This is a genomic window from uncultured Solobacterium sp. (assembly GCF_963550625.1).
In the GTDB taxonomy this organism is placed as follows: Bacteria; Bacillota_I; Bacilli_A; order Erysipelotrichales; family Erysipelotrichaceae; genus Bulleidia.
On sequence record NZ_CAUVCV010000011.1, the window covers coordinates 1 to 14,036 of the forward strand.

At 37.4% G+C, this 14,036-nt stretch carries 13 protein-coding genes and 1 tRNA gene; 10 read left to right on the forward strand and 4 right to left on the reverse strand.

What is annotated here, in order from left to right; genetic code table 11:
• Window positions 1–58: 58 nt before the first annotated feature.
• Entirely contained in the window at window positions 59–538 is a 480-nt protein-coding gene (msrB, locus tag RYK16_RS06305) for a peptide-methionine (R)-S-oxide reductase MsrB (protein WP_314851419.1), read from the forward strand.
• Between the two features lie 52 nt (window positions 539–590).
• Here the strand turns inward: msrB and RYK16_RS06310 are convergent, their stop codons facing one another.
• Together RYK16_RS06310 and RYK16_RS06315 are read right to left on the reverse strand one after the other, a co-directional pair.
• Complete coding sequence (locus RYK16_RS06310; protein ID WP_314851420.1) at window positions 591–2,354, reverse strand: InlB B-repeat-containing protein; 1,764 nt, start codon at window positions 2,352–2,354, stop codon at window positions 591–593.
• Between the two features lie 286 nt (window positions 2,355–2,640).
• On the reverse strand, window positions 2,641–3,531 hold the full coding sequence (locus tag RYK16_RS06315; RefSeq protein ID WP_314851421.1) for a fructose bisphosphate aldolase: 891 nt from the start codon (window positions 3,529–3,531) through the stop codon (window positions 2,641–2,643).
• 201 nt (window positions 3,532–3,732) lie between these two features.
• Between RYK16_RS06315 and RYK16_RS06320 the strand changes: the two genes are divergently transcribed.
• Genes RYK16_RS06320 through RYK16_RS06330 form a run of 3 tightly spaced genes read left to right on the forward strand, consistent with a single transcriptional unit; the run spans window position 3,733 to window position 6,509 of the window.
• Window positions 3,733–5,274, forward strand: a complete 1,542-nt coding sequence (locus RYK16_RS06320; protein ID WP_314851422.1) for an MBOAT family O-acyltransferase — start codon at window positions 3,733–3,735, stop codon at window positions 5,272–5,274.
• A 19-nt stretch (window positions 5,275–5,293) separates the two neighbouring features.
• On the forward strand, window positions 5,294–5,521 hold the full coding sequence (locus tag RYK16_RS06325) for an acyl carrier protein (protein ID WP_294023362.1): 228 nt from the start codon (window positions 5,294–5,296) through the stop codon (window positions 5,519–5,521).
• Window positions 5,522–5,552: 31 nt separating this feature from the next.
• Window positions 5,553–6,509 carry a hypothetical protein gene (locus RYK16_RS06330; RefSeq protein ID WP_314851423.1) on the forward strand — a complete coding sequence of 319 codons (957 nt, stop codon included), beginning with the start codon at window positions 5,553–5,555 and terminating at the stop codon, window positions 6,507–6,509.
• Window positions 6,510–6,546: 37 nt separating this feature from the next.
• Here the strand turns inward: RYK16_RS06330 and RYK16_RS06335 are convergent, their stop codons facing one another.
• The gene (locus RYK16_RS06335) at window positions 6,547–8,007 is read right to left on the reverse strand and encodes a peptidoglycan binding domain-containing protein (protein WP_314851424.1); all 1,461 of its coding nucleotides are present in this window, start codon (window positions 8,005–8,007) and stop codon (window positions 6,547–6,549) included.
• A 137-nt stretch (window positions 8,008–8,144) separates the two neighbouring features.
• Between RYK16_RS06335 and RYK16_RS06340 the strand changes: the two genes are divergently transcribed.
• Genes RYK16_RS06340 through RYK16_RS06355 form a run of 4 tightly spaced genes read left to right on the forward strand, consistent with a single transcriptional unit; the run spans window position 8,145 to window position 12,210 of the window.
• Window positions 8,145–8,690 (forward strand): hypothetical protein, encoded by a 546-nt coding sequence (locus tag RYK16_RS06340; RefSeq protein ID WP_314851425.1) that lies wholly within the window; start codon window positions 8,145–8,147, stop codon window positions 8,688–8,690.
• 59 nt (window positions 8,691–8,749) lie between these two features.
• Complete coding sequence (locus tag RYK16_RS06345) at window positions 8,750–9,958, forward strand: ATP-grasp domain-containing protein (RefSeq protein ID WP_314851426.1); 1,209 nt, start codon at window positions 8,750–8,752, stop codon at window positions 9,956–9,958.
• An 11-nt stretch (window positions 9,959–9,969) separates the two neighbouring features.
• Window positions 9,970–10,680, forward strand: a complete 711-nt coding sequence (locus RYK16_RS06350; protein WP_314851427.1) for an amino acid racemase — start codon at window positions 9,970–9,972, stop codon at window positions 10,678–10,680.
• A 9-nt stretch (window positions 10,681–10,689) separates the two neighbouring features.
• Window positions 10,690–12,210 carry a UDP-N-acetylmuramoyl-L-alanyl-D-glutamate--2,6-diaminopimelate ligase gene (locus tag RYK16_RS06355; RefSeq protein WP_314851428.1) on the forward strand — a complete coding sequence of 507 codons (1,521 nt, stop codon included), beginning with the start codon at window positions 10,690–10,692 and terminating at the stop codon, window positions 12,208–12,210.
• Window positions 12,211–12,277: 67 nt separating this feature from the next.
• Here the strand turns inward: RYK16_RS06355 and RYK16_RS06360 are convergent.
• Window positions 12,278–12,350 (reverse strand) — tRNA-Thr (locus RYK16_RS06360).
• A 93-nt stretch (window positions 12,351–12,443) separates the two neighbouring features.
• Between RYK16_RS06360 and RYK16_RS06365 the strand changes: the two genes are divergently transcribed.
• On the forward strand, window positions 12,444–13,082 hold the full coding sequence (locus RYK16_RS06365; protein WP_314851430.1) for a hypothetical protein: 639 nt from the start codon (window positions 12,444–12,446) through the stop codon (window positions 13,080–13,082).
• 17 nt (window positions 13,083–13,099) lie between these two features.
• On the forward strand, window positions 13,100–14,032 hold the full coding sequence (locus RYK16_RS06370; protein ID WP_314851431.1) for an FAD-dependent oxidoreductase: 933 nt from the start codon (window positions 13,100–13,102) through the stop codon (window positions 14,030–14,032).
• Window positions 14,033–14,036 lie beyond the last annotated feature (4 nt).

Sequence of the window (14,036 nt, forward strand, 5' to 3'; positions counted from 1 at the left end):
AGGAGATGTATACAGATTTTGTTTAGCTGGATGAGCTTAATTTGTATATACCAATCCTATGAATGAAAAGATTAAAAAGACAATATTAGAAACGGAATATAACAAACCTTCAAAAGAAGAGTTGAAAGGGAAGTTAACAGAGTTACAATACGAAGTGACACAGAATGCGAAGACGGAACGTCCTTACCAAAATGAGTATGATGAGTTATTTCAGAAGGGTATCTATGTGGATATTGTTTCGGGAGAACCATTATTCTTGTCCACAGATAAGTTCAATTCTGGCTGTGGATGGCCAGCATTTTCTAAGCCAATTATTCCAGAAGTAATTACGGAGAAGGTTGATTTACAGTTTGGTATGGTACGAACGGAAGTGCGTAGTCGTTATGCGGATAGTCATTTGGGACATGTTTTTGCGGATGGACCACGTGATAAAGGTGGTTTGCGTTACTGTATTAATAGTTCTTCCTTACGCTTTATTCCGGTTGAAAAGATGGAAGCGGAAGGCTATGGCAGTTATATTGAATTACTAGATAAATAATGAAAAGTAAAAGGGATTTGTCATTCATACAAATCCCTTTTAAGTAATTTTGTTATTGTAATGTAGATAATTTTTGTTTCTTGATAATCCAAAGTATCATTGCCGCAACTATAGAGAATCCAAATAGTGTAGCGTACATCGGAATGCTTGTTGTATCAGCAGTTTTAACACTTGCTTTGGCAATGACAGTGATTGTTGCTACTTGTGTAGCACTTAGACCATCGTTATCTGTCACCTTATATGTAACGGAATAGGTACCGAGTACATCTTTGTTGAAGCCACCGTCGTTGATAATTTGGACACGATTTAAGATATTACCATCTTCATAGTCGTCTGCGGAAACGGCTAGTGTCATAAGGTCAAGATTATCACCTTGGTAAATTGTTGTATTCTGTACTTCTAGTACTGGTGCTTGGTTAACCGCTGTATAGATTGCATAAACTGTCATATCACTATTCACGGTTGTACTACCAGTAAATACTGTGCCTGTACCATCGGCTGCTGTATTCCATTCTTTGAATGCGAAGAAACCAGCTCTGCTTGGATTTAAAGGCATGGATTGATTTGTTAGTACATCTGAATCAATGGATTTACCTGGTTCTACATTAACAACTGCATGGGTTGTACTATCATTCATGAATGTAACTTTGTTTTGGTTGACTCTGAGTGAGTATGTAATGAGTTCTGGCTTATTTGCGTCGCCTCCATCATCTTTACCACTAGCGAGTTGTCTTCCGGCAAATACGATTGTATTGCGATCGATATGATGTCTATTATTGTTTTCTGTTGCGGTGGCGTCTTGATTTAGAATTGCATTATTGTCAGTTGTATGAATAAGCTCATATGCGCCATAAACATATCCTGTTACAGTACTATTTTGATTAGGTTCAATATCCGTAGTTACCTTGAGACCATCGACGCTTAGTTTCACGGAATTTACTAGACGTATCTTTGCGTATACATCTTTTAAGGTTTCGTAGTTTGCAGGTGCGTTGAGTCTAGCTTTTACAACGATTCTTCTGCCGTCATTTTCTTTCGTAACGGATAGTGTTAGATCATCAATACCAGTTAGTGTATAAGTGGTTGAATCAAGAGATTCTAGTCCCTTTGGCAAATCCATAACGAATACTAGTTCGCCATCTGATTGTGTAATTGCAGTCTCAGGCATATTATCCTTCATCATATAATACGCAGGGAATTCGGAGTTTAAAATACTGATAAATTGGGTAAGTAATGTCTTCTTTAAAAGGGATACATCTACATCAAAATCTAAATTGACTGTATCACCAATCATATGCTCAATGACAGCTGTGCTAGATAATCCTCTTTCTCGTATATCTGCACGTGCATTATAGTCGGTGATTCCCTCATTTAATAATTCTGTTGCGTAATTAAAGTTATATGGATTCCACTGTTTTCCACCAGGCCAACGATTAAGGGTAGGGTCAGTAGGTTGTCTATGTGGGAGATCTTTCGCGTATGTTCCAAACCATTGATTAATCACATCAAGCTCTTCAGAATCTACTTGTGGACTGCTTGAAAATCCGGCACTTGGGAAAAATGGAACTAATTCATCGTAGTTCAGTCTGTTATACCAACTTAAACGACTGCTTGTAAAGTAGTCATTTAGATATGTAGGAACTACCCCCTTATAGTTATCATTTTGGAACCAATTTAACTCAGCCCAATAATTATCCTTTGTGTACTCTTTGTATTCGTCAGGCATTTCTTCTGCAATGACTGCGGTATGTAAGAGCGGGGTTGTCATCATTACGCATACCAAGATGGCAAAAAGTTTCTTTAAGAATTTCATCATTTCTTCCTCCTTATGATACAAACAATGAATATAGAAAGTTGATATTCGCAAAGGTCAGAATATCGTTGTAGTATTGAAGGATGCTGGCTGAATGATCTATGTAAAATATTGTTGAGAAAATCATCATTCATTTGTACAAATGAATGGAAGTGATTAGGCAGTTTGCCTAATATGATACATATACTATACTATCTTTTTCTTTACAATGTAAAATTTTTTATACAAATAAGAGAAAAATACCTGTGCTGTATTCTGCACAGGTATTTTAGTAGACTGTATTTCTTGATTATGCAATGGAAGCTGCGTAGATTTTGGCGATTGCTGCTTTTACAGTTGCGTCAAATTCTTCGTCAGTTTGTTGGTAGCGCAAGTCTTGTGCAAAGGCACGTGAGAAGGACGCAATCATTCCGTGGTTGAGTGAGAGTAACTGACAAGCTTCATCTTGTGAATATCCACCAGATAACGCAACGACTCGTACAACATGAGGATCTTTCATTAAATCAGCGTATAAGTTATTCACAGTTGGAATTGTTAACTTAAACATCACTTTTACATCAGAATCTAATTTTGCTAGATGTTCGTTGATTACTTCTAACATAAAGGCTTCAGATTCTGCTTTGTGTGGGTTGTGAATATCTACTTCTGGTTCAATGATTGCGACTGCACCTGCATTCCATACTTGTAGAGCTATATCAAACTGTTGGGCGATGACATCGCGAATACCTTGTTCATCGTAATCGTAGATAACAGAGCGTTCTTTCGTTCCAAAGATATGACGATCTTCGACAGCGTGTTTGAGTGTTTCCGCAAGATTTGGGATAGGCTTCATCAGCTTGACGTGGTTCTGTTCTTCAGCTAAACCTTTATCGATCTTTAAGATTGGAACGATACCTTTCTCTTGCCACAAATAGTCAGCGGTATATTTGCCATCAATCATACGATCCATTGTGTTCTCAAATAGAATTGCGGCTAAGATACCGTCTTTGTTGAAGGATGGTGTTTTGATGATACGTGTACGCATTTGATGTACACAATCGAACATCTCCTCATCATTTGCATAAGCTGTCTCGTCTAGGCCATATGCACGTAAGGCTTTTGGTGTTGATCCACCAGATTGGTCTAAGGCAGCAATAAATCCTAAATCTGAATGCATTCGTTCTAGTTGTTGTTGATTCATTATCGTACCTCCTAGTTAGTACTAACTAACACTACATATATTATAATCCTTTTCTTAAAACAGTTCAAAATATGTGAAGGCAGTGTGAAACGTGTAAAATTCATAAAAAATGATATTATTTTCATCAGAAAATAGTGTAATTTTATAAAACTGCACTATAATATTGAATGTTATTTTGTAAGAATGGAAAGATATTTACTTATGAATTTATCGTATAACGCTTTAGGTTATTTAGTTATATTTCTGCCGATTACGATGTTGTTCTATCAGATAGTTACACAGAAGTATCGGTGGATGGTACTACTGCTTGCAAATCTGGTATTCTTCGGAGTATGGTCGGGTTGGTTGGTAGTATATTGTTTAGTAACAACTTTTATTACCTTTTTCGTTGGCAAGAAATTAGGCGAAATGAAAAAGGCACCGGAAGGTGTAGATAAAAAGGTATTTAAGAAACAGAAGAGTCGTATTTTGACAGCTGGTATCTTGTTGAATCTTGCGGTACTTTTGGCTTTAAAGTATACAAACTTCTTTGCGACAGGCATCTTTGCGGTATTACAGCAGTCTTTTACACCGCTTAAGATTTTGGTTCCAATTGGTATTAGTTATTATACTTTGCAGCTTGTTTCATATCTTGCGGATATCAATAGTGGAAAGATTGAACCGGTGCAGTGCTATGCGAAACTGTTATTGTTTGCAACGTTCTTTCCAACCCTTGTGGAAGGTCCGATTGCACGATTTAGTGAGATTGGTGAGAAGTTAACAGAAGGTAAGCCAATTAGCCAAGAGAATATGATTATTGGGTTTGAACGTATTCTTTGGGGTATGTTTAAGAAGGTTGCGATTGCGGACCATATGGCTCCGGTAGTCAATGCAATCTTCTCCAGGTATGAATCCATGGGTGGACTTGTATTAGTTGGGGCAATCTTCTGTACGATTCAGTTGTACATGGACTTTGCTGGATCGATTGATATTGCAATCGGTAGTGCAAGAATTTTCGGAATCGTATTACCAGAGAACTTTACGCAGCCATTCTTTGCGAAGAATGCCTCTGACTTCTGGCATCGTTGGCATATTACATTAGGTACATTCTTTAGAGATTATATCTTCTACCCAGTATCGCTTTCCAAGCCAGTTATGAAGCTAACCAAGTGGTGTAAACAACATCTAGGTAAGACAGTCGCCAAGTATATTGGACCTGCAATTGCGTTATTTTGTGTATGGATTTCCAATGGTTTATGGCATGGCCCACAGTGGAACTATATTCTATATGGTATTTATTACTTCATTTTAATCTTTGCGGAATTGTTCATGGAGAAACCAACAGAAAACTTCTGTAAGAAGTTTCATATCAACCAAAATGGATTTGGCTATCGTATCTTCCGCTTTGTGAAGTTACTTGTAATTGTGTGCTTTGGTGAAATGGTCTTTGCGGCTTCTTCTGGAGGACAGATTATTACGATGGTACAATCTTTATTCACACGCTTTGATTGGGCTGATGCCTGGTCAACAATTCCATATCTTGGTATGGATGCGTGGGATTACATCACAGTTGGAGTTGCGTTTGTGATTGTGGTGATTGTAGATATCCTAAAGGAAATAGGTTATCCAATTCGCAAGGTGTTTGAAGCCAAACCATTGGTAATACGATGGAGTATTTTATATCTTGTGATATTCTATATTATATTCTTCGGTGCATATGGACCGGGATATGATATTATCAAAATGATGTACGCTGGATTCTAGCGTCAAAAGGAGAAAAACAATGGAAGAACTATTAGAAATTTTAAACGATATTAAAGATGATGCGGATTTTGAAAACTGCACAACATTAATTGATGATGCAGTATTAGATTCATTTGATATTTTATCAATTATCAGTGCTTTGAATGATCACTATGACATTCAGATTCCAGCATCTGATATTGTACCGGCAAACTTTAACAGCGCTGCTGCGTTACTTGCGATGGTACAAAGACTACAAGCTGAATAAGTTTATATTAAGTTTTTAGTAAGGAGTATGTATGAAGAAAGCATTAAAACCAGTTGCCTTTCTATTGGTTTTGGTATGTTTACTGATCGGTACATCATATCTTGTAGCACCAAAGGGATATGAAAATGTATATGACATTCAGTTGGTAAATCGAAAAATTGATGCAGTGAGCCAAGAAAAAGAGAATACGCTGGATGTCTTATTTACAGGTGACAGTGAGGCCAGTAATACATTCTCTCCTTTCCAGTATTGGAAAGAACAGGGTATCGCTTCCTATAATCTAGGTGGTAGTGCACAGCGTTTAAATGACTGCTATACCGTTCTAGAAGAAGTATTAAAACATCAAAAACCAAAAGTCTTGGTGCTAGAGCCAAATACTTTGTTCCGTAAGAATGCAGTTTATAACAAGGAAGATTCAGTATTGATGATGGCAGAACAGATATTTCCTGTATTACACCACCACAATATCTATAAGTCAATCAACCTTGGCGTTAATTTGATTGGTGCAACCAAGGAAAACGCATATGCGGATCAATGTAAGGGGTATTATGCACGTGTCAAGATTCGTCCATATCAAGGCTCTGACCAGTATATGAAGACAAATAAGCGTGAAACGGCAATCTATCCTGAGACGATGGAGTACTTTGAGAAGATTGTACAGTTGTGTAAAGAGAATCAGGTTGAACTGATCATGGTGAGTTCGCCATCTCCAAAGAACTGGAGTGATGAACGACATGATGTGGTTCAAGCACTATGTGATAAATACGGAATTACATATTATGATTTAAATAAGCTAGATAATGCTCTTGCGTTAGATTGGACGACAGATACATTAGACCGTGGAGACCATTTAAATATCAATGGTTCCAAAAAGGTTAATGCTTATTTTGGTAAGATTTTAAAAGAAAAGTATCACATACCTGATCACCGTGGAGAAGCGGATTACGCCATCTGGGATCAGCAGGCAGCTGAGCTAAAGTTATATTAAAAGAAGGTTCTCGATTACGAAGAGAACCTTCTTTTGTTTAATGATATGAATATGCGTTTGAGTTTGCGTTTGCAGTACCTGTTAGATTTACTGGATAACGATAGTACGCTACAACTGCAATATCATTTGGAACGTTCGCATTCATATATGCGGCGGAATCATTCGGTAGGTTGATACAACCATGAGATCCTGCATATGTATAACGGTCACCACCGAACCATGGTTGCCATGGAGCATCGTGGAAGCCGATGTTATATGCAAATACGATAAAGTAGTTTACTGGTGAATCATATTCAGATCCATCGTAATCTGTACCTTTTAAGTGTGTGTTTGTAACACGGTACTTAATTCGGAAGACACCATCTGGAGAACCACTACCCATGTTGAGGTTTCCTGATACGATAGGAGATGAGAATACACGTTCACCATGTAATACGTAGTACATGACTTGGTTTGTGTAATCAATTTCTACATAAGTATCACCGATATCATTTTCTAAAGTACCTTGTGCGGTTTGGGACCACATTGGCTGTCTTTCAACCATCATGCCAGATTCAAGATCTGACTTTAACTGTGTAAACTCAGAATCCTTATCTAAAATATAACCGTAGTCACCACCACCGATTTGAATATCATCGCCAGCTTGTGTTCTAAATGTACGAACTTTACCGTAGGTATTAAAGTTTGCGGCTAGTTCTTCTACATATGCTTGTAACTTAGCATCATCAACTGTCACATCATATGTATCAGAAATGCTTAATACTTTTAGTACAGATGCTTTATCCATGACTTTCTTAGAATCACCAATCGTGTAGGATACTGTACTCTTTAAGTAGCTTTCGATCTTCTTTACAGCATTTGTAATCTGCTCAGATTCTGATGTGATTTCTGGTGCTGTGAAGTTATCTTTATTCAATGTTAATTGGTAGGTTTGGTTATTGATGGCCTCATCAATTTCCTTTTGTACTGCAGCTGTATCTGCACCATACTTCGCTTCAACAACTTTGTATGTATCATCGTTAATTGAGATTGTTGCATTGACTGGATCTTTTGTTAATGACAACAAATCTTCTAATTGTTTTTGGAGCTTTGATTCACTGTATTCTACTTGAATCTCTTTGTGTTCAGGTTGAATCAAAGAGAGTGGCCAAGTAAATACATTCTGTGCTTTGATTTCTTTTTCAACAGATGCCTTCGCGTCGCTTGCTAGACTAAGTGAGATATCTTTACCCTTTACTTCATAAACCTTATCTCCAGGGGCAGTTACTTTAATTTTGTAGGTTTTGGTAGAGTTTGTAAGTGTATCGATACTTGAATCTACATCCATAAAACTTACATCTGTATTACCAACTGTTGTGCGGTAGAAGAAATGTTGTTGGAAATAGATAACACCTGCAATATATACGCCGATAGCGATGATACTCACAACTGCTAAGAGTATGAGTAAAACCTTACCGACGCCACCTTTCTTTTTTTGTTGTTTTGATCTGGCAGACATATATTCACCTCGTACGTCTCAATATTCTTCAAAATATACATGACAAGTATAGCATAGATGTATAAAAATATCTCATTTAATAACTATGAAACAAGGGCATAAAACTGATAAAATAGAAGGGATATTATGGAGGAATGATGAAGGCTTTAGTGATATTGATAGTACTAGTAGGCATATTGTGTTTAATTGGCACAATTACGTTTGTAATACGTTTTAAAGCACTTGGAAAGAGTATCTTTGAAATGCAAGCTACGCTTGATTGTGATGAGTTCACAATCACTGAACAAGGTAGTTATGCGATTTGGTTCAGGGTACCGTTAGGTAAATTTTCCTACCCAAGATTGAATATTGTGATAAACGAAGTGGAAACTGGTAGAGAAATCCCTTTACATCGTACGACGTTCAAAGTGGAGAGAAGCTCTTTTACACAACATTCTAGACAACACTTTTGGTTTGATGCAGAGCCAGGTAACTATCTGATGACGATACAGCGTAGTACAGATGCAGAGAATATTCCTTTGCTTGATAAGTTATTTAGCACAAATGAACAGCCACTAGATGGTTGTAACGTATTTATCACAAAGAGAATCAATCCTACTTTGATAGTAGCTGGTATTGTGGTTTCAGTTGTTGCTGTGAATGCAATTATGTTTGCCATATTCCTACTTGCAGGACGAATCTAAGCAACAAAGCAACTGTGTAGTATAATAGACGAAGTACATTGAAAGAAAAGAGGCTATTTATGAAGGAAAAAATCTATCCATTGTTATTTGGTGGTGATATAAACGTATACTCTGTTGCAAGAGCGTTCCATGAAGCGTATGGATTACGTTCTACATGTTTTGGTAAATATTTATCTGGACCTGCGTATCGCAGCTCTATCATTGATTATCATGCATGTGAAAATAATGAAGATGCAGATGCGTATGTAAAGAATGTTGTGACTTTCGCAAATAGTCACCAAGATGGAAAAGTACTTGTCGTAGGTTGTGGTGATGCATACGTAAAGCTGGCTGCTGAAAATAAGCACTTATTTCCAAAGAACTGTATCGTAGCAGGAATTGACGCAGAACTATTAAATATCCTTATCAACAAAGAAAAATTCTATGAGATGTGTGACAAATATGGTTTAGACCATCCAGCTACGTTTATCTACCACAAAGAAATGGGTCATGACTTTACATTACCATTTACAGCACCATTTATTTGTAAACCTTCAAATTCCGTTACTTATTGGGAACATCCATTTGAAGGCAATGATAAGGTATTTATCTTACAGACAATGGAAGAATTATACGATGTGCTAGATCGTTGTTATGCGGCTGGATATCCAGATACAATGATCATACAAGATTGTATTCCTGGTGATGACTCCTACATGCGTGTATTAACAAACTATTCTGATAAGAATGGACAGGTTAAGATGATGTGCTTAGGCCATGTCTTACTGGAAGAACATACACCGCATGGATTAGGGAATCATGCAGTTATCATGACAGAAAAGAATGAAGAAATCTGTATGAAGCTAAAGAAGTTCTTAGAAGATATTCACTATGTTGGATTCTCTAACTTCGATATGAAATATGATGAACGTGATGGCAAGTTAAAACTATTTGAGATTAACTGCCGTCAAGGAAGAAGTAACTACTACGTTACAGGTGCAGGCTTTAATATCGCTCGTTATTTAGTGGAAGATTATATTGAAGGTAATGAACTTCCATTTGAAATCTGTGAGAATGAAAGCTTATGGCAGGTAGTACCATCAGATGTCGCAAGAGACTTTATCGTATCTTCCTACCACGATAAGATGAAACAACTAGAAAAAGCAGGTAAGATGACAAACTCCCTTGTATATAAGGGAGAAAAGAATCTCTTCCATCGCTTATGGGTTTGGTATAACTTAAAGAGACAAAGAAAGAATTACGAGACATACGCAGTAAAGAAATCATAGAGGTGTCATGTATGGAACAGACAAAAGATAAATTAGGTATCTTAGGTGGAATGGGGCCACAGGCAACACAAATCTTATATCAGTGGATTCTAGATCGTACAGATGCGGTTTGTGACCAAGACCATATTCCAACGATGATATTATCTGATACAAAGATGCCAGACCGTACAACTGCAATTCTATCTGGTAATGAGAATGTCGTGTATGAACGTATGTTGCATGATTGTCATTTGTTAGAGAATTGTGGTAGCTGCTGTATTGCGATTCCATGCAATACATCGCACTACTTCGCAGATCGTTTACAGAAGGAAATATCTATTCCAATTATTCATATGCCACGTGAAACGGTAAAACGCTTAGCACAAACAAATCATAAGAAGGTAGCGATTCTTGCGACGGATGGCACAATTAAGACAGGCGTATATCATCGTGAGATTGAAGCGGCAGGTATGCAAGCATGGCAGCCAGACGCTGAGACACAAAAGAAGGTGATGTCCTTAATCTATGATGAAATCAAGCGTGGAGAAAAGGGTAATCGTCATAGCTTTGCGGCAATAGATAAAGCAGTAAGAGATGCTGGTTGTGATTGTGCAATACTTGGCTGTACAGAATTATCTGTATATCGTGAATATCATGGACTATCTTCATTCTATATTGATGCGATGGAGGTTTTAGCAGAGGAATGTATACGCTTCTTTGACCGTGAACCACTACATGTATAGGAGGTTTAGATGAAGAAATACTTATTAAAAGACTATATCTCACTTTTACAAGAGAAGAATGTATTAGGTAAAGTTCATTTATCTGATACATGCATGAATACTGTTGTGGAACTTGTATCCTGTGATTCAAATCAGGTTGTTAATAATACATTATTCTTGTGCAAAGGCGTGCACTTTAAAGCACAGTACCTACAGGATGCAGTGAATAAAGGTGCCTTTGCATATTTAAGTGAAGTAGAATATCCAGAGGTTAATGTTCCATGGATTCCACTAACAAATGTGCGTTATGCAATGGCAAACCTTGCGACGATGTACTACAACGATCCATGGAAAGAACTGAATGTCATTGGACTGACTGGCACAAAAGGAAAGTCTACAACGACATATTATGTAAAGACAATCTTAGATACATATCTTAAACGTGTTGGGAAACAAGAAAGTGCAGTCATTTCTTCGATTGGCACCTATGATGGTGTAGAACGTTTTGAATCACACTTAACAACACCAGAGCCACTCGACTTAGAAAGACATTTCAGAAATGCAGTTGAGTCGAATATTGATTTTGTGACGATGGAAGTATCTTCACAAGCGTTGAAGTATGACCGTGTACTTGGTGTAAACTTCTCTGTTGCGGCATTCTTAAATATTGGCTATGACCATGTATCATCGATTGAACATCCTACTTGGGAAGATTACTTTGCGTCTAAGTTACGTATCTTTGAGCAGTGTACATATGGTCTAGTGAACTTAGATTCTGAACATTGCGAAGAAATTCTAGAAGCAGCGAAAGCTAGTAAGAAAATAGTTACGTTCTCAGAAACAAAGGAAGCAGCCGACTTCTATGGTTACAATGTTCATAAAGTCGGAAATGATATTGTCTTCAATGTACGTGGAAGTGACTTTGATGAAGAGTTTAAACTATCGATGCCAGGATTATTTAATGTATCCAATGCACTATGTGCAATTGCAATAGCACGCTTGTATGACATTCCTGTTAGTGACATTCAAGCAGGTCTCTATCAGGCAAAGGTACCTGGACGTATGGAAATCTATACATCAAATGACCAAAAGATAACCGCAATCGTAGACTATGCACATAACCAGTTATCCTTTCAGAAATTATTTGAATCTGTACGAAATGAATATCCTGGATATCGTGCAACGATTATCTTTGGCTGCCCTGGTAAGAAGGCACAAGATCGCCGTCATGACCTCGGAGAAATTGCAGGTAAATACGCTGACTATATTTACTTAACCGAAGAAGATGCCGGGGAAGAAGACCCACTGGCAATTGCCCAGGAAATTGCAAGAGCAGTCGAAAAAGAAAAGGCACCATACGAAATTATTATCAACCGTGAACAAGCCATTGCACGAGCTGTGGAAGACGCCGCAAATGCACAAGGTAATACAGTTATCTTGATTACAGGCAAGGGTGCAGAAACACGTCAAAAACGTGGCACTGAATACATTCCGGTTATGTCGGATGTCGAGTGCGTTCATTTAGAGTTAAAGAAGTATAACGAGAAATAAAATAAAAGCATCTTCCTTGTAAAAATGCATATCATGCATACAAAGGGAGATGCTTTTAGTCTAATAGTGCCGACAACAGGAATTGAACCTGCGACCTACGCGTTACGAGTGCGTTGCTCTACCAACTGAGCTATGTCGGCGATGTAATTATTATACGTAATATCAATACTGAATTCAAATCATATTGAGCAGAAATATGATACAGTAGAATACAGAAAAACGTGAGGTATATTATGAAATTTACAAAGTTAATGTTAACAATGTTATTGGTTTTGGCGGGATGTGGTAAGGCAACACCTGAAGCACAAGCTAAAAAGACAGCAGAAATATTTATCAATGCATTAGATGCTGGAGATACAGCAAAAGCAAAGGAACAATCCAGCGAAGATGTTCAAAAGATGTGTGATGCGATTGAATCATCCTTTAAGACACCAACTGGTTTTTCAACTTCAGCAGACTTGTCTGATGATGCGAAGAAAAAACTAGCTGAAATTGAAAAGGAAATTAGAACTGCATCTTTTGAGAATCCGCAGATCAAAGAAGTAAAAGAAGTAAATGAAAGAAAATATGAAGTAATCTTCTCAATGGACTACTTAAATACGACAGAAATCAGAAAATATTTTACAGGTGAAGAATACAAGGCACTGATTGCGACGCTATCCGTCGAAGCAACACAGATCCAAAATAAAGATGGCAAAGAAGCTGCTACAAAGTATATGATGGAAAAACTTGTAGAGAATATCTATTCGGTATATACAGAAAATTTCAAAAACAAGGAGTATACCAATGAGGATTCTGTCATTACACTTGAACAACAAGATGATGGTAAGTGGTTTGTGACAGATATCAAAGGCACAAACCAAAATAAGTAGTACTAGAGGTAAATCAAATGTCAAAGAAGAAAATTGCATATATTGGTGCAGGACCTGCAACCCTATATAGTATTCAAACACTTTTAAAACTTGGTGAATATGACGTCGAAGTATTTGATATGAATGATCGTGCAGGTGGGGCTTGTTATACGGGTATCCCACAGTTTCGCTTCAATATAAATTTTATTGATAAGTTGATGGATGAACTGACAGCTGCGGGTGTTCAGTTTCACTTTCAAACTACAATAGGAAAAGATATTCTATTCAGTGATTTGCAAAAGAAGTTTGACCGTATTGTAGTCGCTATTGGTGCCCAAGTAGAAAATATGTTTGGTCTTGAAGCAAAAGGTGGCTGTGTTGCAGGATTAACTTTACTGCATGATTTAAACATTAAGCACATGCATGATTTTTACAAAGAGAATTACAAACACGCCGTTGTATGGGGTGGTGGTAATGTTGCGATGGATTGTTCAAGAAGTCTTGTACGTATCATGGATGATGTAAAAATCATCTATCGTCGTAGCGAAGCAGAGATGCCAGCACACAAGGGCGAAATCAAAGATGCACGCAATGAAGGAGTTACATTCCATTTCTTAGAAAATATTAAAGAAGTATTGCGTGATGAGAATGGTAAAGTAACTGGTGTGAAGGTTATTACAATGGAACTTGGTGAACCAGATGAAAGTGGAAGAAGATCAACCCATGAAGTAGAAGGAAGTGAACATATTATTCCATGTGATTTAGTTGTAGCAGCAATTGGACAAAAAGTAGACTTTAGTGTTCTAGATGAAAAATTAAATTTGACTTCCGGTCAACATCAGAGTACAATAGGAAATGTACTAATAACAGGGGATGCATATTTGGGTCCTCAATCTATCGCAACAGCGATTAAAGACGGGCGAGAAGTTGCGAAAGAAGTACATGAATCGTTTATTGAAATAGAAAGATAGAGGG